This window comes from Rhizobium mesoamericanum STM3625 (genome assembly GCF_000312665.1).
Classification (GTDB): domain Bacteria; phylum Pseudomonadota; class Alphaproteobacteria; order Rhizobiales; family Rhizobiaceae; genus Rhizobium; species Rhizobium mesoamericanum.
The window spans coordinates 477096-498697 of record NZ_HF536772.1 but is presented as its reverse complement, the minus strand read 5'-3'; the positions used below and the strand labels follow the sequence as shown (position 1 = coordinate 498697).

Below are 21602 nucleotides of genomic sequence, written 5' to 3'. Positions count from 1 at the left end.
CATCGAGCATCTCGTCGACGCCCTGCATTCGCTCTGGTCACGCTGCGCGCTCGCCCGGCACGTGGCCTAAAGAGCCGCTATTCGGGAATAGTGAGGGCCGCCGTCAGGCGGCCTTTTCGTTGAGGGTTACCAGTTCGGCGGCGAGCCTGCGGGCTTCCGTATCGGCAGCAAAGACGTCGTCCATCGTCGTCGCTTCGCTAGTTGCGATCATCTTATCCATTACTGCTTCGGCAATGTCTGCCATGGCCAGGAAGCCGATCCGTTCTTCCACGAAGGCGTGAAACGCAACTTCCTCGGCCGCATTCATGATTGCGCCCTGAAGGCCGCCCCGTTCCAACGCGGTGCGCGCCAGTCTCAGCGCGGGGAAGCGTTCTTCATCCGGCGCCTCGAAGTCGAGGCGCGAGAGCTTGGCGAAATTGAGCCGCTCGACGTTCAGCTTCGGCCGGCGCGGATAGTCGAGTGCGTAGCCGATCGCCGTGCGCATATCAGGGCTGCCGAGCTGGGCGATGATCGAACCGTCCGTGTAGCCGACCATGGAATGAATGATCGATTGCGGATGCACGATCACTTCGATCTGGTCCGGGCGAACATCGAAGAGGTGCTTCGCCTCGATCATCTCCAGCGCCTTGTTGAACATCGAGGCACTGCCGACCGAGATCTTCAGCCCCATCGACCAGTTGGGATGTGCACGCGCCGTCGCCGCGGTCACGTTTGCCATGTCGGCGCGCGACCAGGTACGGAAGGGGCCACCCGAGGCCGTTAGGATGATCCGTTCAACAGCGTGCCGCTGGTCTTCGTCGAGTGATTGGAAGATTGCGCTGTGTTCGCTGTCGACCGGGATCAGCCGTCCGCCGCCTTTCGCCACGGCATCGACGAAGAGATCGCCGGCGGAAACCAGACATTCCTTATTGGCGAGCGCGATCGTGGCGCCCTTGCGGGCAGCGGCAAGCGTCGGCGCCAGGCCGGCCGTGCCGACAATCGCGGCCATGACCCAATCCGCATCAAGGTCAGCTGCTTCCGCCAGGCCCGATACCCCGGCGGCGACCGCAATGCCGCTGCCGGACAGTTCTTCCTTCAGCGAGTGATACTTAGCGTCGCTTGCCGTGACCGCAAGCTTGGCGCCGGCGGACTTCGCCTGCTGCGCCAGAAGCTGGACGTTCTCGTTGCCGGTTACGACGGAGATGTCGTAGCAGTTTCGTCCACCCAACTGTTCGACAACGTCGAGCGTGTTTTGTCCGATCGAGCCGGTTGAGCCAAAAATACTGAGGCGCCTGGGCGCGCTTTCGCCTGCCATCATCGCTGATTTCGCCAAAACTCTTGCATTGGCTCTGGCTGTACAGGGGATTGAAATGAGCGGCAAGTGTGCGGCGCAGCAGAAATCGGGCCGCCGTCTCAGTCGCAGCAGCTTTCGCCAGTCGGGTGGTTCGGAGCGAAACCAACTGCCCAATCGCTGCGTTTTGTAGCCAGACAGGAGGAAGAAAATGGTTTTCAAGCAACCGACGTTTTATGGCGAGCCGTTCGAACCGGAGGCTGGGAAGGATAAGGATGCGGCACTCGAGGAGGCCGTGGCGAATGCTCTGGCTATAGCTGGTGGAGTTGATGCTGCGGATGTGAAGGTGACTGTAGACGATCATGCCGTTGTACTGACGGGCATGGTGGCCACGGTTAACGAGAGTGAGCGTGCAACAGCCGTCGCCCGGGCTGTCGCTGGAACCAGACCCGTGCGCAATGAGATAAAGATAGATAGTTAGCCCTCAGCCGGCGAAGCGTTCCATCTGGAAAACGGCAACCCTGTCCGTCTTCGGCGTGGTGATCGGCCCCGTCGATTTATAGGCGGTTGCAAGTAGCAAGCCGCTGACGATGAGATATGCGAATGCAAGCAACGTCAATTTCATGCGCATGGCAAGCACTCCTCTTTGCCGCCAAAACGTCTTTTGGATCGGAAAGTTCCGCCATCCGATCGCCGGTAGAAAATGTGATCGGCAATGGCTTTCACTGGTTGCGGTGCCGGTCTTGTCGTAAAGGAGAGATGACCGTTTCGACGGTTCGGTGTCGGCAAGGGAGATGCTTATGCGCAAAGCGATCATCGTCTGGGGCGGCTGGATCGGCCACGAACCCGAGGACTGTGCTCACCGCGTTGCGGAGTTGTTGCGAGCGGATGATTTTGTCGTCGAGGTGACGGGCGATCTTGGCATCTTCGGCTCGCCTGCGATCGCCAATGCGGATCTTCTCGTGCCCATCATAACCGGCGAGAAAATCGAGAAGGCGCATGCGGACGCTTTGGTGGCGGCGGTTCGTGGCGGCCTCGGTCTTGGGGGGCATCATGGCGCGCTTGCCACCTCATTCAAAGAGAGCGCACCATTCCGATATGTCTGCGGGGTCACATGGGTTGCCCATCCTGGCAATATCATCGATTTTCGCGTCAACGTTACCCGCCAATATGATCCTGTAATGGAGGGTATTCCCGACTTCGACTATCGGTCCGAGCAGTACTATCTCCACTACGATCCTTCCGTCGAAATCCTGGCGACGACGAGTTTTTCCGGAGACTGTGATGCGGCTACCCGCAACGTCACAATGCCGGTCGCCTTCAAGCGCCAATTCGGTAACGGGCGTGTCTTCTACTCCGCTCTTGGTCACGTCGCGAGCGAGTTCGATCATCCCTATATGCGCCTCATTCTTCGCCGCGGCCTTTGCTGGGCAGCGCGCTCTGAACGCTAAGAGCTTCAGAGGGAAAGACGTCAAGCCTGCGGTCGCGGGCGAACGTTGAGACAAGTCGGCGTGCCGGGCGTCAGATGTTCTCTGAGGTGTAAATGTCGAAGGGCAGGAACGACTGCCCCGGGACGGCGTCGCCCTCTGATCCGATGGACGTGGTCATCAGTGTGATCAGCTCGTTGCAGAGGCTCTTGACAGGTGTTGCGATCGCCATCGTCACCACATCGTCGGCGAGTGCTGCGCGAGAGTCCGGTGTTAGTTCATTGACGACCACGGCAAGCTTGCCCGCGAGGCCCTCTTCGCGGACAGCGGAGATCGCGCCTTCCATGCCACCGCCGGAAACATAGAAGCCGACGAGGTCGGGATGCTGCTTGAGCAGGTTGATGGTGGCCTCATGCGTGATCTCCGGGGTCTCAAGGTTTATCAGCGTTTCGAGGACCTCGAAATCTGGCGCATTCTCGCGAAAATACGAACGGAAGCCGATCTCGCGCAGCTCATGCCCGAGATAGCGGTGGCTGCCCACGAAGCAGGCGACCTTGCCGGATCTCTTGGCGGCCTTCGCGATCATCCACGCGGCCGTGCGGCCGACCTTTCGATTGTTCAACCCGACATAGCCCTGGCGGACGCCACTGGCGAGATCGGACAGAATGGAAAAGGCGGCGATGCCCTTGGCTTTCAGGTCTTCGACCTCGGCCGTGACGGCCGGATAGTCCGGACCGACCAATGCAATCGCTTGATTGCGGCTGGCAAGCAGCTTCAGCTTTTCAATGATCGCTGCAGGAGTTGACGCGGTCGCATATTCGATTTGGGCGGTGACGCGAGATGATGTGTTGGCGTTGGCCGCCTGCTCGATTTCTCGGGCGAGCGTTTGATAGAACGACTGCGTCGGACGCTGCAGAAGAAAGCCCAACCGATGATGCGGGAGGTCCTGAAACACTCTCTGCCTGAGCAGGCCAACTGCATGGTAGCCGATCGAGGCGGCCGCGTTATAGACGCGCCGGGCCGTCTCCTCGCGAACGCGGTGACGACCATTCAGCACACGATCGACCGTTGCGACGCTGACGCCGGAAGCATCCGCCAGATCCTGTATCGTTGGTCGCTTCACCATTTTATCCTTGCAAGAATCCATCATTGTTGTGTCGCGGCAATGATGGGTTTTGATAGAATACATCAAGGCTGCATTGTCGCTCGATGAAAGTCAACTTATTCTCGCTTGAACAGGCCGGCAGGACGGCATGCGGGAGGTTGCGATGGCGGACCAGACGAAAAAGCGAGACTACAGCCTGCTCGGTGAAAACGGCCGGACGGCCGTGGAGACCGGGCTGGCAGCCGCGGAGTGGTATCACACCGAGGTTCCGCGCAAGGAGATGAAGGCGCTGATGCAGCGTTTTGATGCGCCGGCAATTCGCGACACGATCATCTGGCTCGGGGCAATGATTGTCCTTGGCGGACTTGGCGTCTACTTCTGGGGCTCCTGGCTCTGCCTACCGTTCTTTCTTGCCTATGGGGTACTTTACGGTTCGGCATCCGATAGCCGTTGGCACGAGTGCGGTCATGGCACGGCCTTCAAGACACGCTGGATGAACGACGCCGTCTATCAGATCGCATCCTTCATGATCATGCGCAATCCGGTGACCTGGCGCTGGAGCCATGCGCGCCATCACACCGACACGGTGGTCGTCGGCCGCGATCCCGAGATTGCCGTAATGCGGCCGCCGGATCTGCTGCGGCTGATTCTGAACTTCTTCGGCGTGCTCGATGTCTGGCATGCAATGGTCGATATGCAGCGCAATGCCTTCGGTGTCATCAGCGCCGAAGAGAAGACCTTCATCCCCGAGATGGAGCAGCCGCGCGCAGTCTTCATTTCTCGTATCTGGCTTGCCATCTATGTGGTCACGATCGCCGCTGCGATTACGATTGGGTCCATCCTGCCGCTTGTGCTGATTGGTCTGCCGCGGCTCTATGGCGCGTGGCATCACGTCCTGACCGGCTTGCTGCAGCATGGCGGCCTTGCCGACAATGTCATCGACCATCGCCTGAACAGTCGCACGGTTCACATGAACCCGGTCAGCCGCTTCATCTACTGGAACATGAATTACCACGTCGAGCATCACATGTTTCCGATGGTGCCTTATCACGCACTGCCGCGCCTGCACGCTATGATCAAACACGATCTGCCGGCGGCAAATCCGTCGATGTGGTCCGGCTATCGCGAGATGATTCCGGCGTTCCTGCGGCAACTGCGCAATGAGGACTATTTTCTGAAACGCGAGTTGCCGGCGACGGCGCGGCCCTATCGCGAGGAATTCCACGCCGAATTTGCGCCGGCAGCCCAATAGGGAGCACCAAACACGACGTTCTGGGAGGATACAATGAGCGGAAATTGGATCGAAGTCTGTGCGGTCGAGGACATCGACGAGGAAGACGTCATGCGGTTCGACCATCAAGGCAGGACGTTTGCGGTCTATCGCAGCCCCGATGACGAGTTTTTCGCGACGGACGGGCTTTGCACGCACGAGCAGGTCCATCTGGCCGACGGCCTTGTCATGGACGAGATCATCGAATGTCCAAAACACAATGGCCGTTTCAACTACAAGACGGGGCAGGCCAAGGGGGCGCCGGTCTGTGTCAACCTCGCCACCTATCGCGTGAAGGTCGAAGACGGCGCCGTCTTCATCTCGATCTGAGGAGCCTGTCATGGCCCATTTCGTAATCATCGGAGCAGGGGAATGCGGCGCACGCGCGGCGTTTGCCCTGCGCGGAAAGCGGTTTGACGGCGAGATAACGCTTATCGGAAACGAGGCTCTCGCACCCTACGAGCGGCCGCCGCTTTCGAAGACGGCGGAGGAAGGGGCGGGGCCGAAATTCATTGCCGAGCCGGAGAGATATGCTGCCGGCAGCGTCAGCCTAATGACAAGCGTGACAGTTCAGGGCGTTGATCCCGATGCAAAGGTCGTTGCGCTTTCCGGTGGCCGTACTATTGCCTATGACAAGCTTTTGTTCGCGACCGGCGCCCGCGCGCGAGCGTTTCCCGGGATTGCCGGGGATAGCCAGCATATACGTCTGCTGCGTACCTATGCCGATGCAGTCGCTCTCCGCAAGGCGATGGTCCCCGGAAACCATATTGTGATCATTGGCGGCGGCTTTATCGGCCTGGAGCTTGCCGCGACGGCACGGGTGCTCGGAACCGGTGTGACGGTTCTCGAAGGCCTGGAACGCGTGTTGAAGCGCGGCGTGCCGGAGGAGGTCGCAGGGGTGATCTGCGAACGGCATTCGCTCGAGGGCGTCGATATCCGCTGCGGCGTGGCAATCACTGCGATTGCGGAAGACAACGACAGAGCCACCATTCAACTGGCGGACGGCAACTCGATCAGCGCAGATCTCGTGCTCGTCGGAATTGGCGCCACGCCCAATACGGAGCTTGCCGTTCTTGCCGGTCTTCAAATCGACAATGGTATTGCGGTCGATGAGTTCCTCCGCACTTCGGCGCCTGATATCTACGCGGCTGGCGATTGCTGTTCCTTCCCGCTCGCGATCTATGGCGGCCGGCGTGTCAGGCTCGAATCCTGGCGAAATGCGCAGGAGCAAGGGACTCTGGCCGCAGCCAACATGATGGGACTTGGCGAAGCTGTTTCCGCCGTACCCTGGTTCTGGTCCGACCAGTATGATTTAACACTGCAGATCGCCGGCCTAGTGGAGGGCGCCGTCCAGCACTTGCGCCGGGACCTCGGCGATGGCGCTTTCATTCTCTTTCATCTCGATCAGGCGGGCCGGCTGCTTGCGGCGAGCGGCATAGGTCGAGACACCGCCGTTGCCCGTGATATCCGCCTTGCCGAAATGCTGATAGCGGCGCGGGCGCATCCGGATCCGGCGGCGCTGGTTGAAAGCAGCGTCAAATTGAAATCTCTCCTGGCCGCCTGACCGGCAGCCCTGTTCTCAAGGCATTAACGATGGGCAAACAAGTGCGTCCGACTGTTTATGACCTGCTGGCGATGAAAGGCAAGCGGCAGCTCAGCATGCTGCGGGTGGTCTCGCTCGAAGAGGCCGAGGCGGCCGAGGCTGCCGGCATCGACCTGATTTCCGTTCCGCCCGCACTCCTCTGCAATCCGCGATTTCGCGATGCCGCGCCGGGGCGTTTCGCCATCCCCGGTGGCGAATACGGCCAGAGCGGCGCCACCACGGATGAGATCCTGCGATGGGCCGTGAAAATGCGGGCAGCTTCCGCCGACGCCGTCTACTGCGCCGCCAGTCTGCAGACGATCCGGCGGCTGCGTGACGAGCATATTCCGGTGTGCGGACACACGGGGCTCATTCCTTCGCACGCCACCTGGACCGGCGGCTTTCGCGCCGTCGGCAAGTCGGCTGCAACCGCGGTTCTCGTCTATAAGCAGGTGAAGGATCTGGAGGCCGCAGGCGCATTTAGCGCGGAGATCGAGGTCGTGCCGGCCGAAGTGGCCACGGCGATTTCGGAGCGCACTTCGATGCTGATGATCTCAATGGGCGCCGGCGGCGGATGCGATGCCCAATATCTCTTCTCCGAGGATGTGCTGGGCCTCAACCGTGGGCACTATCCGCGTCATGCCAAGGTCTATCGCAAGCTTGCGGCGGAATACGACCGCATCCAGGCCGAGCGGATCGCCGCATTCCGCGAATACGCCGCCGACATCGAAAGCGGCGCCTATCCGGAGGAGCGTCATCGCGTACCCATGGATGCCGAGGAACTGAAGACGTTTCTGACGAGGCTTTAGGTGGACGCATGGGCCGGGAATGGTTCCCGGCCGAGCGACTAGCTGCAGACTCGAACGCTTTCCGTGTGCCAGCCGCCGTCATACTCGTTACGGACGTCGCGGTCCTCAAACCAGCAGCGTGGCGGCGGTGGAGGCGGAGGATCGATGTAGCGCGGCCCGCTGTTGTTATTGACAATCGCGCCACCGATAAGGCCGCCGATCACACCGGCAGCCAACCCGCCTGCAATCGCTGCGCCGTTGTTGTGGTGGTGATGTCTGTGTGGGGGCGGCGGATTGTCGTAATATCGTTGACGCCATTCTTGAGCCGCCGCCGTTTCGGCTACGGCAAGGACGCTGCTGGCCGCTATCGCTGCGGCGACCACGGACAAGACCAGTTTCTTCATTATGCCTCCGTCGAGGTTAAACCCCCCGCCGACAGCACGAATTGCATGCCCAAGCTTAACGTCCGATGAACGGATGTTCCACGGAGCAGCACCAGCGGGCACGCTGCTTCGATCATGATTTTTGAATGGCTGGTGTTCTGGTGATCCCGACGCGATTCGAACGCGTGACCCTCAGATTAGGAATCTGATGCTCTATCCTGCTGAGCTACGGGACCACTTGAGCGTCATGCATACAAAAGGCTAGCCCGGAAGCCAAGTCCTTTTGCAGCCTGTATGACGTCGGATTTCAGGCGCCGAGACGTTGTTCGGCGAGCCGCACCCAGTAGGAAATGCCGTGGGCGATCGTTTCGTCGTTGAAATCGTAGGCAGGGTTGTGCAAGCCCGCCGTGTCGCCGTTGCCAATGAAGATGAAGGCGCCGGGGCGGGCATTCAGCATGTAGGAGAAATCCTCGCCACCCATCATCGGGTCGATCTCGGCGTTCACGTTGGCCGCGCCGGCGATCTCGGCGGCGATGCGCACCGCATGGCCGGTTTCCGTCAGGTGGTTGTAGGTGACGGGGTAGTTCCGGTTGAAATTGATATCAACTTCGGCGCCGTGGGCGTCGGCCAGGCCGTTGACGATCTGCTTCAATCGGGTTTCGGCAAGGTCGCGTACTTCCTCGTCGAGTGTTCGCACCGTGCCGGCGATCGTTGCGTCGTTCGGAATGATATTGTGCGCGAAGCCCGCGTTGAATTTGGTGACGGATGCGACGACCGAGCGTAGCGGATCGACACTTCGCGAGGCGATGAGCTGCAGGTTGCTGACGATCTGCGCTCCGATTGCGATCGGGTCGATCGTGCGGTGCGGCTGTGCAGCGTGGCCGCCGCGGCCCTTGATGGTGATGGTGAATTCGTCGGTGGCCGCCATAATCGCGCCGCTGCGGATGGCGAAGTGCCCAACCGGAAGGCCCGGCAGGTTGTGCATTCCGTAGACCTCTTCGATTCCGAAGCGTTCCATCATGCCGTCCTTGACCATGAGATTGCCGCCGCCGCCGCCTTCTTCGGCCGGCTGGAAGATGACCGCGATATTGCCATTGAAGTTGCGCGTCTCCGCTAGATACTTCGCGGCGCCGAGCAACATGGCCGTGTGGCCGTCGTGGCCGCAGGCATGCATCTTGCCAGGTGTCGTCGATGCCCAGGGCTTGCCGGTGACTTCGGTGAGCGGCAGCGCGTCCATGTCGGCGCGCAGGCCGATTGTGCGGGTGCCTTCACCCTTGCCCTTGATGAGGCCGACAACGCCCGTCCTGCCGATGCCGGTGACAATCTCATCGACACCGAATTCCTTGAGTTTTTCGGACACGAAGGCAGCGGTGTTCTCGACGGCGAACAGAAGTTCGGGGCGTGCGTGGATATGCCGGCGCCACTCCGTCACCTCGTCCTGAAGTTCGGCGGCTCTGTTCAAAATCGGCATGTCAGCTTCCTATCGTGAATCGAAACGGGGACGACACCAGTGCGCCAAGACGCGATGCCGCGGAAATAACTTAATCAAGGCCCTTTGCCATGTCATGGCCATATACGTTAAATAGGGGAAACTTTCGAGACTTCCGGACATCTTTAAGGACGACCTGTGTCGACGCGCCAAAACCGTTTGCTTGCCGCTCTGCGGCCGCTTTCAATCGCAGCTTCGGCCGCCATTGCCCTCTCGGCCTCCGCGCAAGCCTATGCGAATCCGCACATCCTGGTGGATGTGCAGAGCGGCCGAGTGCTGGAGCATGAGGAAGCTTTCCGCAAATGGTATCCGGCGTCGCTCACCAAGCTGATGACCGTCTACACGGTCTTCGATGCGGTGCGCGCCGGCCAGATCAGCCTCGATACCCCGATCGTCATGAGCAAGCGGGCGGCCGCCCAGCCGCCGGCGAAGATGTATTTCAAGCCGGGACAGAAGCTGACGCTCGATAGCGCGCTGAAGATCCTGATGGTCAAGTCGGCAAACGACATAGCGGTTGCCGTTGCTGAAGCCGTCGGCGGCACGCAGGAAGCCTTCGTCTTAAAGATGAACGCCGAGGCGGCGAAGCTTGGCATGACGGACTCGCATTTCGTCAATCCGAACGGTCTGCCCGGTAAGGGCCAGTATACAACGGCACGCGATCTTGCGGTCCTTTCCGTCGCGCTGCGCCGCGAGTTCCCACAATATGCCGGATATTTCTCGCTTGAAGGTATCACGACGGGCAGCAAGAACGTGCCGAGCATTAACGTCCTGATTGGTCGATTCGCGGGCGCCGATGGCATGAAGACCGGCTTCATCTGCGCCTCGGGCTTCAACCAGATCGCCTCGGCGACGCGCAATGGCCGTACCTTGATCTCCGTCGTGCTCGGGACCGACAGTCTCGCGGCCCGCGCGGATGCCTCCGCCGACCTGCTGCAGAAAGGCTTCACCTCGCAGTTTGCCGCACCTGATACGCTCGCGTCATTGCGACCCTATGGGCCGGGTCAGGACCAGGTTGCCGACATCACGGCCGATATCTGCAGCGCCAAGGGTGCCAAGGTCCGCAGCGAGACACGCGACGAAGTCGGCCGGATGAAGGTTCAGTCGCCTTACATTCAAGAGATGGATCACGAGCCGAATTTCGTCTTCGCCGGGCTCATTCCGGGCCAGAACGAACCGCAGCCGGATAAACTGGCGACTGCAGATACCGCGGGAGCGGTCGCTAACGTACCTGTGCCGCTGCCGCGTCCAGCCACCTCCTTTTAAGGTCAGTTTGCGATGAGCGCTGCTTCCGATCGGATCCCGGTCACCATCCTCACCGGCTTTCTTGGTGCCGGCAAATCGACGCTGCTGAACCGTATCCTCAAGGATCCGGCGATGAAAGATGCCGCTGTGATCATCAACGAGTTTGGCGACGTCGGCATCGATCATTTGCTAGTGGAAAGGTCCGGTGACGCGATCATCGAGCTGTCGGACGGCTGCCTCTGCTGCACCGTGCGCGGCGAACTGGTCGATACGCTGGCCAATCTGATGGACGCAGTGCAGACTGGCCGCGTCAATTCGGTGAAGCGTGTTGTGATCGAAACCACCGGTCTTGCCGATCCGGCGCCCGTTATGCAGGCGATCATGGGCAACCCGATCATTGCCACCAATTTCGAGCTCGACGGCGTCGTAACCGTGGTTGATGCGGTCAACGGTGCGCAGAGCCTCGACAACCACGATGAGGCGGTGAAGCAGGCAGCAGTGGCCGATCGGCTTATTCTTTCCAAAAAGACGATGGCTTCGCAGGAGGTGTTGCGGACGCTGGAAGCGCGTCTTGATGCGCTCAATCCGCGTGCTGCAGTGATAGATGCCGACAGCACTGAGGCAGGACAGGTGGGCGTGCTCGTCAACGGCCTCTACGATCCGGCAAGCAAGATTGCCGATGTCGACCGCTGGCTAAAGGATGAGGATGCGCACGACGCGCATCATCACCATGACCATCATCACGGGCACGATCATCAGGATCCCCATGAGGTAAACCGCCACGATAGCTCGATCCGGTCCTTCTCCATCATCGACGACACGCCAATCGATCCTATGGCGCTTGATATGTTCATCGACCTCCTGCGTTCGGCGCACGGCGACAAGCTGCTGCGGATGAAGGCGATCGTTGCGGTATCGGACCGTCCGGATCGCCCGCTGGTGCTTCACGGTGTGCAGACCATCTTCCATCCGCCGTCACGCCTGCCGGCCTGGCCGGACCCTAAGGACCGCCGCACGCGCATGGTGCTGATCACCAAGGATTTGCCGGAAGCCTTCGTCAAGGATCTATTCGATGCGTTCCTGGGAAAGCCGCGTATTGATACGCCGGACCGGGCAGCGCTGAACGATAATCCGCTCGCCGTGCCGGGCATGCGGTTCTGATCTATCCTTTACGGATGAGGAAGCGGTGGCCGCTTTCCGTCCTCTCGGCCTCGATCAGTTCGTGGCCGTCTTCATTGCAGAAATGAGGGATGTCGATGCCAGCGAGCGGATCAGTCGTTTCGACCTGGATCAGTGACCCGCTTGGCAAGGAGGACATCTTGCGGCGGGTTTTTAGCACCGGAAGCGGGCATTTGAGCCCGCGCAAATCGTAGAGAATGGCACTCACGCCATTAGTCCTTGGCCCAGAACTTCCAGAACGGCTTCTTTGAGGCGACTTCCACCGGTTCCTGTTGCTCTTCTGATGCGAATGCGAGCGGGCTCGGCGTGGGGACCGGAATCTGAGCCGGAACGGCAGCGGCGATGGCGATTTCCTTGGCTTCGGGCGTGGCCGGAGCTGCACCGGGCGCAGCATTTGCGGTAACCGCGGATGCGGTCTTGCTCGCCATCATCTCTTCGAGCTCGGCGACCTTGACCATCTTGCCGGCTTCGAGTGAGGTGCCCGTTGGCGCGTATGCCAGCTCTCGGCCTTTCCTGAGCTTTGCAACCACAGCCTTGCGCTCGGCTTCGCTCGGATCGTACCAGGCCATGCCATCGTATTTCTTCATGGCTTTTGCGTAGTCGGCATCGTAGGTCTTGCCGTAGGAGGCAAGGGCGGCCGTCAGGGCCGGGGGCGTCGACATTGCCGGGCACTTTCCGGCTGCGTCGAATTCGCCGTTGTCGGTTGCCTGCTGGTTGAAGACGTACTTCTTCTCGCAGACATCCACCTCAGGAGGACGCTTGGTAACCTCGAAGTTGTCGTAGCCAACCTTCAGCATGTTCCAGAACTCGATGTTCGGGTTCAAGCGATGGCGTACCATGTTCTCCGCTGTCATGTGAAAGGGGAACGCTTGGAGTTGGACCGTCGATTGGCCGCCGGCAAAGGCATCGCGGGCGAAGGCGTAGATCTCCAGCACCTGCTGGTCGGTCATCGAGTAACAGCCTGACGAAGAGCAGGCTCCATGGATCATCAGATTGGTGCCACTACGGCCGTTGACGGCGTCGTAGCGGTTCGGGAAGCCAGTATTAATCGCGAGATAATACTTCGAGTTCGGATTGAGGTTCGCGCGCGTCAGGTTGTAGAAGCCTTCCGGCGCCTGCCGGTCACCCTCTTTCACCTTCGGGCCAAGGCGGCCCGACCAGGCGCAGATCTTGTATTCGGCGATCTTGTCGAAGCGGTTGTCGGTCTTCGCCTTCCAGATCTCCAGCGCGCCTTCCTCCTTGAAGATGCGGATCATGATCGGCGAATTGCGCTGCATGCCCTTGGCGGACATCTCGGAGAGGATATGCGGTGGCAGCGGCTGCTCGACCTTGTTCTTGACCTTGGAGAGGTCGACCTGGGCTGTTTCCAATGCATCGTTGCAGCCGGTGAGGGCCAGAGCGATTAGGGAAACATATGCAAAATGACGAATGCGCATTCAAAATAGCCCATCAACAGTATGCAACCCGGCCTCAACGAGCGCGGAGCGAATCATAGGCTGACTATGGTTCACAAACTCTTAGCAGCCTATGAATCGCGCTCGCGTCCCCCGCAAGTAGAAATGTCATTGATAACATTATTGTGGCCAAGGTTTGGCCTCATTCATCGCGCATGCGCGCCACTATCTACTATAAAGTGCGTCCCATGTTGAGGAATTTCTGCCGACGGTCGTTGCGAAGTTGCTCCCCAGTGCGGTTCGACAACTCGCCCAGCGCTTTGGCGATGACATCTCCGGTGGAGGCAATGACAGCGTCGGGATCGCGGTGTGCGCCGCCAAGCGGCTCGCTGATGATGCCGTCGATGATGCCAAGCGCCTTCAGATCTTCGGACGTGATCTTCATGTTGGTGGCGGCTTCCTTGGCGCGAGCGGAATCGCGCCAGAGGATCGAGGCCGCACCTTCCGGCGAGATGACGCTGTAGATTGCGTGCTCCAGCATGTAGACGCGGTTGCCGGTGGCGATCGCAATCGCGCCGCCCGATCCGCCTTCGCCGATGACAACCGAGACGATGGGCACTTTCACCGAAAGGCACATCTCCGTCGAGCGGGCGATGGCTTCGGCCTGACCACGTTCTTCGGCGCCCACGCCCGGATAGGCGCCTGCCGTATCGACAAGGGTGATGACGGGAAGGCCGAAGCGGTCAGCCATCTCCAAAATACGGATCGCTTTGCGGTAACCTTCGGGACGGGCGCTGCCGAAATTGTGCTTCAGGCGGCTCTTCGTGTCGTTGCCCTTTTCCTGGCCGAGAACGGCGACGGCTTGACCGCGGAAGCGGGCAAGTCCTGCCTGGATCGCGGCATCCTCGGAGAACTTGCGGTCGCCGGCGAGCGGCGTGAATTCCTGAAACAGCGTCTTGGCATAGTCAACGAAATGCGGTCGCTGCGGATGGCGCGCGACCTGCGTCTTCTGCCAGGCGTTGAGCTTCGAATAGATGTCGACCATCGCTTCGCGAACGCGAACTTCGAGCCTGCCGATTTCATCGGACGTGTCGATGCTCTGGTCTTCCGAGGCGAGCTTCTTCAGTTCGATGATCTTGCCTTCGAGGTCGGAGATCGGCTTTTCGAAGTCGAGATAGTTGTGCATGAGGTGCGTTTCCGTTCCTTTTGCCGGGGCTGCTTTTATGAGCACGCCTTCGTTGCCGGTCCTATTCCTGCTTTTTGGCCTGTTTGGCAAGGGGGTGGTGCGTTTGGACCAGTTGTTGAAGCCGTTCCTCCAACACATGCGTATAAATTTGCGTGGTCGAAATGTCCGAGTGTCCGAGCAGTTCCTGGACGACGCGAAGATCGGCGCCGTTGGCGAGAAGATGGCTTGCAAATGCATGCCGCATGACGTGCGGCGAGATCATAGATGGGGTGAGACCTGCCCGGATCGCAAGATTTTTCAAGTCACGTGCGAATACCTGGCGCGGCAGGTAGCCTTCCCTGGAGGCTGCGGGAAACAGCCAGGGGCTTTCGTGCGGCACCTTGTTGGCGGTGTTTTCGACGGCGAGCATGCGGCCGTAGAGCTTCAGCGCCACGATCGCCGATGGTGACAACGGCACAAGGCGGTCCTTGTTGCCCTTGCCGCGGATCATCAGAAAGCGTCCGTCCTGATCGAGCACGCGGGCTGGAAGCGAGACGAGTTCGCTGACGCGCATCCCGGTTGCATAGAGCAGTTCTAGAAGGGCCAGCATCCGAAGCCGCTGCAGTTGGCCGGGCGCAGGGTCCTGCGCTTCTGTTTCCGCCTGCTCCAGCAGCCGCCCGACTTCGTCCACTCCCATCGTTTTCGGTAGTGCGCGGCCCTTCTTTGGTGCGTCGAGAACGCCTGTCGGATCGTCGGTGCGCAGGCCTTCGGCGTAGAGAAACTTATAGAACTGGCGCATCGCCGCCAACCGCCGCGCCTGGGACGATGGCTTGAACCCTTGAGCGGCAAGGGAAGAGAGATAGGCCGAAAGGTCCGCCGGTGCCGCCTCCAGCAGGCGCACACCCTTACCGTTCAGGAAGCCGTGGAGATCGCCAAGATCGCGCTCATAGGAAGAAAGCGTATTGGCGGCTGCGCCCCGCTCCGCGCTCATCATTTCCAGAAAGGCTTCGACGTGAACCCAGCCGAGATTCTTCATCGGCTTACTTCTTAGACGGGTTGATGGCGCCGGTGGAAGGAGGGTTGATCCGCTCGGAAGGAATGCGGATCGTCACGTCACGCTCCTGCGGCTCGACGAAAACAACCAGTGCCCACATCGTTCCGTATATCGCACCGGCGATGATTGCCACAATGGCGAGAAAACGGAACAAACTCGGCATTCAGCAACTCCGTGGCTCTGCTTCTTTATGAACAAGCATGTTTGCAAGTGCAAGAAGATGCATTTGAACTACGTTTCCCTTGCGCGCGACTTGACGCTACACCTTCATTTGTCGATACCGTTCGCAAACAAAGTGTGAATGGACCAATGAGCGACCCAGTTCTGACCGTTGCCGAAAGCTTGAAAGACAGGGCTCGTGCTGCGCTCGGTTCTCGTAATCTGATCCTGGTCGGATTGATGGGCGCAGGCAAATCCTCGGTTGGCCGGATCGTCGCGCATCAGTTGGGCATCCCCTTCGTCGACAGCGATGCCGAGATCGAAAAGGTTTCGCGCATGTCCATCACTGAACTCTTCGCCACTTACGGCGAGGAAGAGTTCCGCGCGCTCGAAGGCCGTGTCATGAAACGCCTCTTGAAGAACGGGCCGCGCGTGGTCTCCACCGGCGGCGGGGCTTTCATCAACGACCGGACGCGCAAACATATCAAGAAGGGCGGCCTCTCCATCTGGCTGAAGGCGGACCTCGATGTTCTCTGGGAGCGGGTCAGCAAGCGTGATACGCGCCCGCTGCTCAAAACAGAGAACCCCAAGCAAACCCTCGAAAATTTGATGAACGCGCGTTATCCGATCTACGAGCTCGCCGACCTTACTGTCCTGTCGCGCGATGTACGCAAGGAGCTGATGGCAGAGGAGGTTCTCAAAGCCGTGATCGACACCCGAACCGAAAGTGCAGCCCGATGAATGCGATTGTTTCTGCCTCCGAACGCAAGGTTCATGTGCCGCTCGGAGAGCGCGCCTACGATATCCTGATAGGGCCTGGCCTGATCGCGCGCGCCGGCGCTGAGATTGCTGCACGCCTGATGGGCCGGAAGGCGGCTGTCATTACCGACGCCCATGTCGCGCCCCTTTATCTTGACGCGCTGGTTCATAGCTTGGAGCAGGCTGGCGTCGCGGCCGCAACCCTCGTGCTGCCGGCTGGTGAGAAGACCAAGAGCTTTGAGCATCTGATGGCCGTTTGCGATAAGATTCTTGAAGCGCGGATCGAGCGCAATGATTGCGTCATCGCGCTTGGCGGTGGTGTCATCGGTGACCTCTCCGGCTTTGCCGCCGGCATCGTGCGCCGTGGTGTGCGTTTCGTGCAGGTGCCGACCTCGCTGCTGTCGCAAGTCGATTCATCGGTCGGCGGCAAGACTGGCATCAATAGCCGCCACGGCAAGAATCTGATCGGTGTCTTCCATCAGCCGGACCTGGTGCTCGCAGATACCGACGTCCTGAATTCGCTGAGCGCGCGTGAGTTTCGCGCCGGCTATGCCGAGGTTGCGAAATACGGCCTGATCGACAAGCCTGACTTCTTCGCCTGGCTGGAAGCCAACTGGCAGGCAGTTTTTGCTGGCGGTGCCGCCCGGATTGAGGCGATCGCCGCGAGCTGTCAGGCAAAGGCCGACGTCGTCGTTGCCGACGAGCGGGAGACCGGACAGCGCGCGCTCCTCAATCTCGGCCATACTTTTGGCCACGCGCTGGAGGCGGCGACCGCCTATGATAGCCAGCGTCTCGTCCACGGTGAGGGTGTTTCGATCGGGATGGTTCTGGCGCATGAATTCTCGGCGCGGATGAACCTCGCAAGCCCCGATGATGCCCACCGCGTCGAAGGTCACCTGAAGGCCGTCGGTCTTCCGACCCGCATGTCGGAAATCCCAGGTATACTGCCGCCCGCCGAGGTGTTGATGGACGTGATTGCTCAGGACAAAAAGGTGAAGGGCGGCAGGCTCACCTTCATCCTCACCCGCGGCATCGGGCAGTCCTTCGTCGCCAATGATGTTTCCGCTTCGGAAGTGCTGAGTTTCCTCAAGGAGAAGCACCCGCAATGACCCTCGACGGCACGCTGGCATTTCTTTCCGTATACTGGCCGGAAATTGTCTCTATCGTGGCCCTCGTTCTGATGTCGGCGTTCTTTTCCGGTTCGGAAACGGCGCTGACAGCGGTTTCCCGTAGCCGGATTCACACACTCGAAGCCAATGGCGAGAAACGCGCGGGGATCGTACGCCAGCTTATCGAGCGCCGCGATCGGCTGATCGGCGCGCTGCTCATCGGCAACAACCTTGCCAATATCCTGTCCTCGTCGCTGGCGACCAGTTTGTTTCTCGGGCTGTTCGGCAACTCGGGCGTTGCGCTCGCGACTCTCGCAATGACCGTTATTCTGGTCATCTTCGCCGAAGTGCTCCCGAAGAGCTGGGCGATTTCCACGCCGGATCGGTTTGCGCTGAATACGGCCTATGCGGTCAAGATGTTTGTCGCGGTCGTTGGTCCGTTGTCGTCTTTCGTCAATGCGATCGTTCGCTGGATCCTGTCGCTCTTTGGCATCAATCTCTCGCGCGAGGTCTCGATGCTCTCTGCGCATGAAGAACTGCGCGGCGCTGTCGATCTCCTGCATCGCGAGGGCTCAGTCGTGAAGGCCGACCGCGACCGATTGGGCGGCGTCCTCGATCTCGGTGAACTCGAACTCTCCGATATCATGGTCCATCGTACCGCGATGCGGGCGATCAATGCCGATGATCCGCCGGAGGTCGTCGTGCGTACGATCCTGGAAAGCCCGTTCACGCGCATGCCGCTATGGCGGGGGACGACGGATAACATAATCGGTGTGGTTCACTCCAAGGATCTGCTGCGCGCTCTTGCCGAGCGCGACGCCGAGCCGGAGCACCTCGATATCATCAAGATCGCCCAGAAGCCGTGGTTCGTACCCGATAGCACCAGTCTTGAAGCCCAGCTGAACGCATTTCTTCGCCGCAAGCAGCATTTCGCCGTCGTTGTCGACGAGTATGGCGAGGTGCAGGGAATTGTTACACTGGAGGACATTCTCGAGGAGATCGTCGGCGACATTGCCGATGAGCATGACATCGACATCCAGGGCGTGCGACAGGAAGCGGACGGTTCCATCGTGGTGGACGGCAACGTCCCCATCCGCGATCTCAACCGGGCGCTGGATTGGCACCTGCCGGATGAGGAAGCGACGACGATCGCAGGCCTTGTCATTCATGAGTCGATGACAATCCCGGAAGAGCGACAGGCCTTCACATTCTACGAAAAACGCTTCATCGTCATGAAGCGAGAGAAGAACCGCATCACCAAACTTCGAATCCGGCCGGCTGAGGAAAACGAGGCAGGTCCGGCCTGAGGGGAGCATCCTACCATGGTCGCAGTGGAGAGGAGTCCGCTGCGACATCATCATTATGGATTTGATATGTTCGATATATTCTGGCGGGCTGTCCTAATCGGCATCGGGGCGACCGTTCTCATGGACATCTGGGCAATCGTGTATGCAAAAGCCACCGGCAGCGCACTGCCGAATTGGGCGCCGGTCGGTCGCTGGTTCTGGCACCTGAAGGACGGCAAGTTTTTCCACGATGACATCAGCGCCGCCGCACCTTATAAGCACGAACGTGCGCTCGGCTGGATCGGCCATTACGCCGTCGGCATTCTCTACGGTATTTTGCTTGTGTTGGTGGTCGGTCCTGGCTGGCTGGCGGCGCCGACCTTCCTGTCGGCGTGGATCTGGGCGATTGTCACCGTCGGCGCCGGATGGTTCCTGCTGCAGCCGGGCCTCGGCATCGGCTGGGCGGCATCGAAGACGCCGAATCCGAACAAGGTTCGCTTCCTCAATTTGGTGGCGCACACGATCTTCGGCTTCGGGCTCTACGCGACGGCGATGCTGATCCGCTGACAATGTGGCATGATAGTCTAGCCGCATTGGAAAGTGTGGCCTTGTCACCCATATACGGGCAGCCTTCTACCAGCGCACCGGTTCGCCGGGGGCTGCCGGTTCAACGGCAAGCGCATGCAATCCGGCATCGAGTTCTGGCTTCAGAAGCTCCGTGATCGCCCGGTGCCGCGCAAGTCGTGGCATGCCGGCGAACTTGGCGGATACGATGCGCACCCGCATGTGGGTCTCGCCGGTCCCCGTCATGTCAGGAAGATGGCCCGCATGTAGATGGCTTTCATTGATGACGCTGAGGCGCTCCGGGGCGAACGCGGCGGTCAGCTTTTCTTCGATGCGGGTCTGCAGAGTCATGGTCTCGTTGCTTTGCGAAAAAGGTTCCCACCAAGCCAGCAACATTCCCGTTTGTCAATTCTTGTTGTCGCCTCTTCGCGGGCCCATAATTAGAGCCGTCATGAGACTCGATTCCAAATATTTCGACCGCATTCGCACCCGCCGCAAACGCGAGCAGGAAACCGAACAGGCTCCCCCTTCCTGTCAGTGGGACGGCTGCGACAAGAAAGGCGTGCATCGCGCTCCCGTCGGACGCAACGCCGAGGGGCAGTTCTTTCTGTTCTGCTTCGAACACGTGAAGGAATACAACAAAGGCTACAACTATTTTTCCGGCCTCTCCGACGGCGAGATCGCGCGCTATCAGAAGGAAGCGATCACCGGTCATCGTCCGACCTGGACGGTCGGCGTCAACAAGGCCGCCAAGAATAGCCCACTGCATTCAGATCTGCGCTCCGGTTCCTACCGCGTGCGTGATCCCTTTGGCTTCGTCAACGGCACCAAGGGAAGCGGCCCCCGCTTTCCCGAACAGCGCAAGCTGAAAAGCCTGGAAGCCAAGGCCTTCGACACAATGGGCCTTGACGCCAGTGCGACCTCGTCGGAGATCAAGAGCCGGTACAAGGAACTGGTCAAGAAGCACCACCCTGACGCCAATGGCGGCGACCGCGGTTCGGAAGAGCGGTTCCGCGCCGTCATCCAGGCCTATCAATTATTGAAGCAGAACGGTTTTTGTTAATTCCCGTCCTTGCTCTTGGTTTTCAATCAGGTATGGTCCCAAATCGGCTGAGGCCGCAGGCAATCGCGGCATAGGTTTCTGCGTTTGTCCCCCAGGCGCCTCGGCCACTTCCGGGCGCGGCGTTTCTTGTCCGGGACTTTGTTCAAGAATGCTCGCTAGCGGTAGATTATCGCCCCCGAGGTTTCGTTTCAGTCCCGGAGAAGCATCGCCGACGTTCCGACATGAACGAGCGCGGGTACACTGCGGCGTCATGGTTGCGAATGGGCTGAGACAGTATGGCCGGGTGTCGGGCACCCGCCTTGGAGACATGATGAGCAAGATTGACCTTGATATTTCGGAGCTTCCGGACACCACAGTTTCGGTCAGGGAGGTCTTTGGTATCGATTCCGACATCCGCGTGCCGGCCTACAGTCAGGGCAGCGCCTATGTTCCGGACCTCGACCCCGACTATCTCTTCGACCGCGAGACGACGCTCGCCATTCTCGCAGGCTTCGCCCATAACCGCCGCGTGATGATCTCCGGCTATCACGGCACCGGCAAGTCCTCCCACATCGAACAGGTCGCCGCCCGCCTCAACTGGCCGTGCGTGCGTATCAACCTCGACAGCCACGTCAGCCGTATCGATCTCGTCGGCAAGGACGCGATCGTGCTCAAGGATGGTCTGCAGGTCACGGAATTCAAAGACGGCATCCTGCCCTGGGCCTACCAGCACAATGTCGCGCTCGTCTTCGACGAATACGATGCCGGTCGCCCCGATGTTATGTTCGTCATTCAGCGCGTGCTGGAATCGTCCGGCCGCCTGACGCTGCTCGACCAGAGCCGCGTCATCCGTCCGCACCCGGCGTTCCGTCTGTTTGCGACCGCAAACACGATCGGTCTCGGCGATACGACGGGCCTCTATCACGGCACGCAGCAGATCAACCAGGCGCAGATGGACCGCTGGTCGATCGTCACGACGCTGAACTACCTGCCGCACGACCATGAAGTGAACATCGTTGCTTCCAAGGTGAAGAGCTTTGGGAAGGACAAGGAAGGCCGCGATACCGTCTCCAAGATGGTGCGCGTTGCCGATCTGACTCGTGCCTCCTTCATGAACGGCGATCTGTCGACTGTCATGAGCCCGCGTACGGTTATCACCTGGGCGGAGAACGCCGAGATTTTCGGTGACATCGCGTTCGCCTTCCGCACCACGTTCCTCAACAAGTGCGACGAGCTGGAGCGTCCGCTAGTCGCCGAGCATTACCAGCGTGCTTTCGGCGTTGAGCTGAAAGAAAGTGCTGCCAATATCGTTCTGGAGGCCTAGGCCGACCAATC

25 protein-coding genes and 1 tRNA gene are annotated in these 21602 nt (G+C 60.0%); 14 read left to right on the top strand and 12 right to left on the bottom strand.

Going from position 1 to position 21602, the window contains the following annotated elements; translation table 11 throughout:
* Positions 1–103 precede the first annotated feature (103 nt).
* On the bottom strand, positions 104–1297 hold the full coding sequence (gene dxr / locus BN77_RS02455; protein WP_007528091.1) for a 1-deoxy-D-xylulose-5-phosphate reductoisomerase: 1194 nt from the start codon (positions 1295–1297) through the stop codon (positions 104–106).
* A 184-nt stretch (positions 1298–1481) separates the two neighbouring features.
* Here dxr and BN77_RS02450 point away from each other — a divergent pair, with 184 nt between their 5' ends.
* Positions 1482–1751 (top strand): BON domain-containing protein, encoded by a 270-nt coding sequence (locus BN77_RS02450; RefSeq protein WP_007528090.1) that lies wholly within the window; start codon positions 1482–1484, stop codon positions 1749–1751.
* A gap of 3 nt (positions 1752–1754) precedes the next feature.
* Here the strand turns inward: BN77_RS02450 and BN77_RS34025 are convergent, their stop codons facing one another.
* Positions 1755–1901, bottom strand: a complete 147-nt coding sequence (locus BN77_RS34025) for a hypothetical protein (RefSeq protein ID WP_007528089.1) — start codon at positions 1899–1901, stop codon at positions 1755–1757.
* A 169-nt stretch (positions 1902–2070) separates the two neighbouring features.
* On the opposite strand from BN77_RS34025, the gene BN77_RS02445 reads away from it, so the two are divergent.
* Positions 2071–2721: a ThuA domain-containing protein gene (locus BN77_RS02445; protein WP_007528088.1), complete on the top strand. Its 651-nt coding sequence runs from the start codon at positions 2071–2073 to the stop codon at positions 2719–2721.
* 70 nt (positions 2722–2791) lie between these two features.
* Here BN77_RS02445 and BN77_RS02440 read toward each other — a convergent pair whose 3' ends face one another.
* Positions 2792–3823, bottom strand: coding sequence for a LacI family DNA-binding transcriptional regulator (locus tag BN77_RS02440; RefSeq protein WP_081593515.1), 1032 nt, complete (start codon positions 3821–3823; stop codon positions 2792–2794).
* Between the two features lie 142 nt (positions 3824–3965).
* Between BN77_RS02440 and BN77_RS02435 the strand changes: the two genes are divergently transcribed.
* Genes BN77_RS02435 through BN77_RS02420 form a run of 4 tightly spaced genes read left to right on the top strand, consistent with a single transcriptional unit; the run spans position 3966 to position 7463 of the window.
* Positions 3966–5054 (top strand): fatty acid desaturase family protein, encoded by a 1089-nt coding sequence (locus tag BN77_RS02435; protein ID WP_007528086.1) that lies wholly within the window; start codon positions 3966–3968, stop codon positions 5052–5054.
* 33 nt (positions 5055–5087) lie between these two features.
* A complete protein-coding gene (locus tag BN77_RS02430) occupies positions 5088–5402 on the top strand; it encodes a MocE family 2Fe-2S type ferredoxin (protein WP_007528085.1) in 315 nt (104 codons plus the stop codon).
* 10 nt (positions 5403–5412) lie between these two features.
* A complete protein-coding gene (locus tag BN77_RS02425; protein WP_007528084.1) occupies positions 5413–6636 on the top strand; it encodes an NAD(P)/FAD-dependent oxidoreductase in 1224 nt (407 codons plus the stop codon).
* Positions 6637–6665: 29 nt separating this feature from the next.
* On the top strand, positions 6666–7463 hold the full coding sequence (locus tag BN77_RS02420; protein ID WP_007528082.1) for a 3-methyl-2-oxobutanoate hydroxymethyltransferase: 798 nt from the start codon (positions 6666–6668) through the stop codon (positions 7461–7463).
* Positions 7464–7501: 38 nt separating this feature from the next.
* On the opposite strand, the gene BN77_RS02415 is transcribed toward BN77_RS02420, so the two are convergent.
* From BN77_RS02415 to BN77_RS02405, 3 genes are all read right to left on the bottom strand, one after another.
* On the bottom strand, positions 7502–7846 hold the full coding sequence (locus BN77_RS02415) for a hypothetical protein (protein WP_007528080.1): 345 nt from the start codon (positions 7844–7846) through the stop codon (positions 7502–7504).
* 138 nt (positions 7847–7984) lie between these two features.
* Positions 7985–8061: transfer RNA gene (locus BN77_RS02410), tRNA-Arg, on the bottom strand.
* 71 nt (positions 8062–8132) lie between these two features.
* On the bottom strand, positions 8133–9296 hold the full coding sequence (locus BN77_RS02405) for a M20 aminoacylase family protein (RefSeq protein WP_007528079.1): 1164 nt from the start codon (positions 9294–9296) through the stop codon (positions 8133–8135).
* Between the two features lie 156 nt (positions 9297–9452).
* Here BN77_RS02405 and BN77_RS02400 point away from each other — a divergent pair, with 156 nt between their 5' ends.
* Complete coding sequence (locus BN77_RS02400; protein WP_007528078.1) at positions 9453–10577, top strand: D-alanyl-D-alanine carboxypeptidase family protein; 1125 nt, start codon at positions 9453–9455, stop codon at positions 10575–10577.
* A 12-nt stretch (positions 10578–10589) separates the two neighbouring features.
* Positions 10590–11717, top strand: a complete 1128-nt coding sequence (locus BN77_RS02395) for a CobW family GTP-binding protein (protein ID WP_007528077.1) — start codon at positions 10590–10592, stop codon at positions 11715–11717.
* A gap of 1 nt (position 11718) precedes the next feature.
* Here the strand turns inward: BN77_RS02395 and BN77_RS02390 are convergent, their stop codons facing one another.
* The 5 genes from BN77_RS02390 to BN77_RS34020 all read right to left on the bottom strand — a co-directional run bounded on the left by BN77_RS02390 (position 11719) and on the right by BN77_RS34020 (position 15511).
* A complete protein-coding gene (locus tag BN77_RS02390) occupies positions 11719–11943 on the bottom strand; it encodes a sulfurtransferase TusA family protein (RefSeq protein WP_007528076.1) in 225 nt (74 codons plus the stop codon).
* A gap of 4 nt (positions 11944–11947) precedes the next feature.
* A complete protein-coding gene (locus tag BN77_RS02385) occupies positions 11948–13171 on the bottom strand; it encodes a L,D-transpeptidase family protein (RefSeq protein WP_007528075.1) in 1224 nt (407 codons plus the stop codon).
* 190 nt (positions 13172–13361) lie between these two features.
* Positions 13362–14315, bottom strand: coding sequence for an acetyl-CoA carboxylase carboxyltransferase subunit alpha (locus BN77_RS02380; protein WP_007528074.1), 954 nt, complete (start codon positions 14313–14315; stop codon positions 13362–13364).
* 61 nt (positions 14316–14376) lie between these two features.
* A complete protein-coding gene (locus BN77_RS02375; protein ID WP_007528073.1) occupies positions 14377–15330 on the bottom strand; it encodes a site-specific tyrosine recombinase XerD in 954 nt (317 codons plus the stop codon).
* A gap of 4 nt (positions 15331–15334) precedes the next feature.
* Positions 15335–15511 (bottom strand): hypothetical protein, encoded by a 177-nt coding sequence (locus tag BN77_RS34020; protein ID WP_007528071.1) that lies wholly within the window; start codon positions 15509–15511, stop codon positions 15335–15337.
* A gap of 146 nt (positions 15512–15657) precedes the next feature.
* Between BN77_RS34020 and BN77_RS02365 the strand changes: the two genes are divergently transcribed.
* From BN77_RS02365 to BN77_RS02350, 4 genes are all read left to right on the top strand, one after another.
* On the top strand, positions 15658–16248 hold the full coding sequence (locus BN77_RS02365) for a shikimate kinase (protein ID WP_040676629.1): 591 nt from the start codon (positions 15658–15660) through the stop codon (positions 16246–16248).
* Entirely contained in the window at positions 16245–17375 is a 1131-nt protein-coding gene (aroB, locus tag BN77_RS02360; RefSeq protein ID WP_040676625.1) for a 3-dehydroquinate synthase, read from the top strand. The genes BN77_RS02365 and aroB overlap by 4 nt, the downstream gene beginning before the upstream one ends.
* Positions 17372–18682, top strand: coding sequence for an HlyC/CorC family transporter (locus BN77_RS02355; protein WP_007528070.1), 1311 nt, complete (start codon positions 17372–17374; stop codon positions 18680–18682). Before aroB ends, BN77_RS02355 begins: the two co-directional genes overlap by 4 nt.
* Positions 18683–18748: 66 nt before the next feature.
* Positions 18749–19228, top strand: coding sequence for a DUF2938 domain-containing protein (locus tag BN77_RS02350; RefSeq protein WP_007528069.1), 480 nt, complete (start codon positions 18749–18751; stop codon positions 19226–19228).
* Positions 19229–19294: 66 nt separating this feature from the next.
* Here BN77_RS02350 and BN77_RS02345 read toward each other — a convergent pair whose 3' ends face one another.
* Positions 19295–19576, bottom strand: a complete 282-nt coding sequence (locus BN77_RS02345) for a BolA family protein (RefSeq protein WP_007528068.1) — start codon at positions 19574–19576, stop codon at positions 19295–19297.
* A gap of 100 nt (positions 19577–19676) precedes the next feature.
* On the opposite strand from BN77_RS02345, the gene BN77_RS02340 reads away from it, so the two are divergent.
* Together BN77_RS02340 and cobS are read left to right on the top strand one after the other, a co-directional pair.
* The gene (locus tag BN77_RS02340) at positions 19677–20288 is read left to right on the top strand and encodes a J domain-containing protein (RefSeq protein WP_007528067.1); all 612 of its coding nucleotides are present in this window, start codon (positions 19677–19679) and stop codon (positions 20286–20288) included.
* 310 nt (positions 20289–20598) lie between these two features.
* Positions 20599–21591: a cobaltochelatase subunit CobS gene (gene cobS, locus BN77_RS02335; RefSeq protein WP_007528066.1), complete on the top strand. Its 993-nt coding sequence runs from the start codon at positions 20599–20601 to the stop codon at positions 21589–21591.
* Positions 21592–21602: the final 11 nt, after the last annotated feature.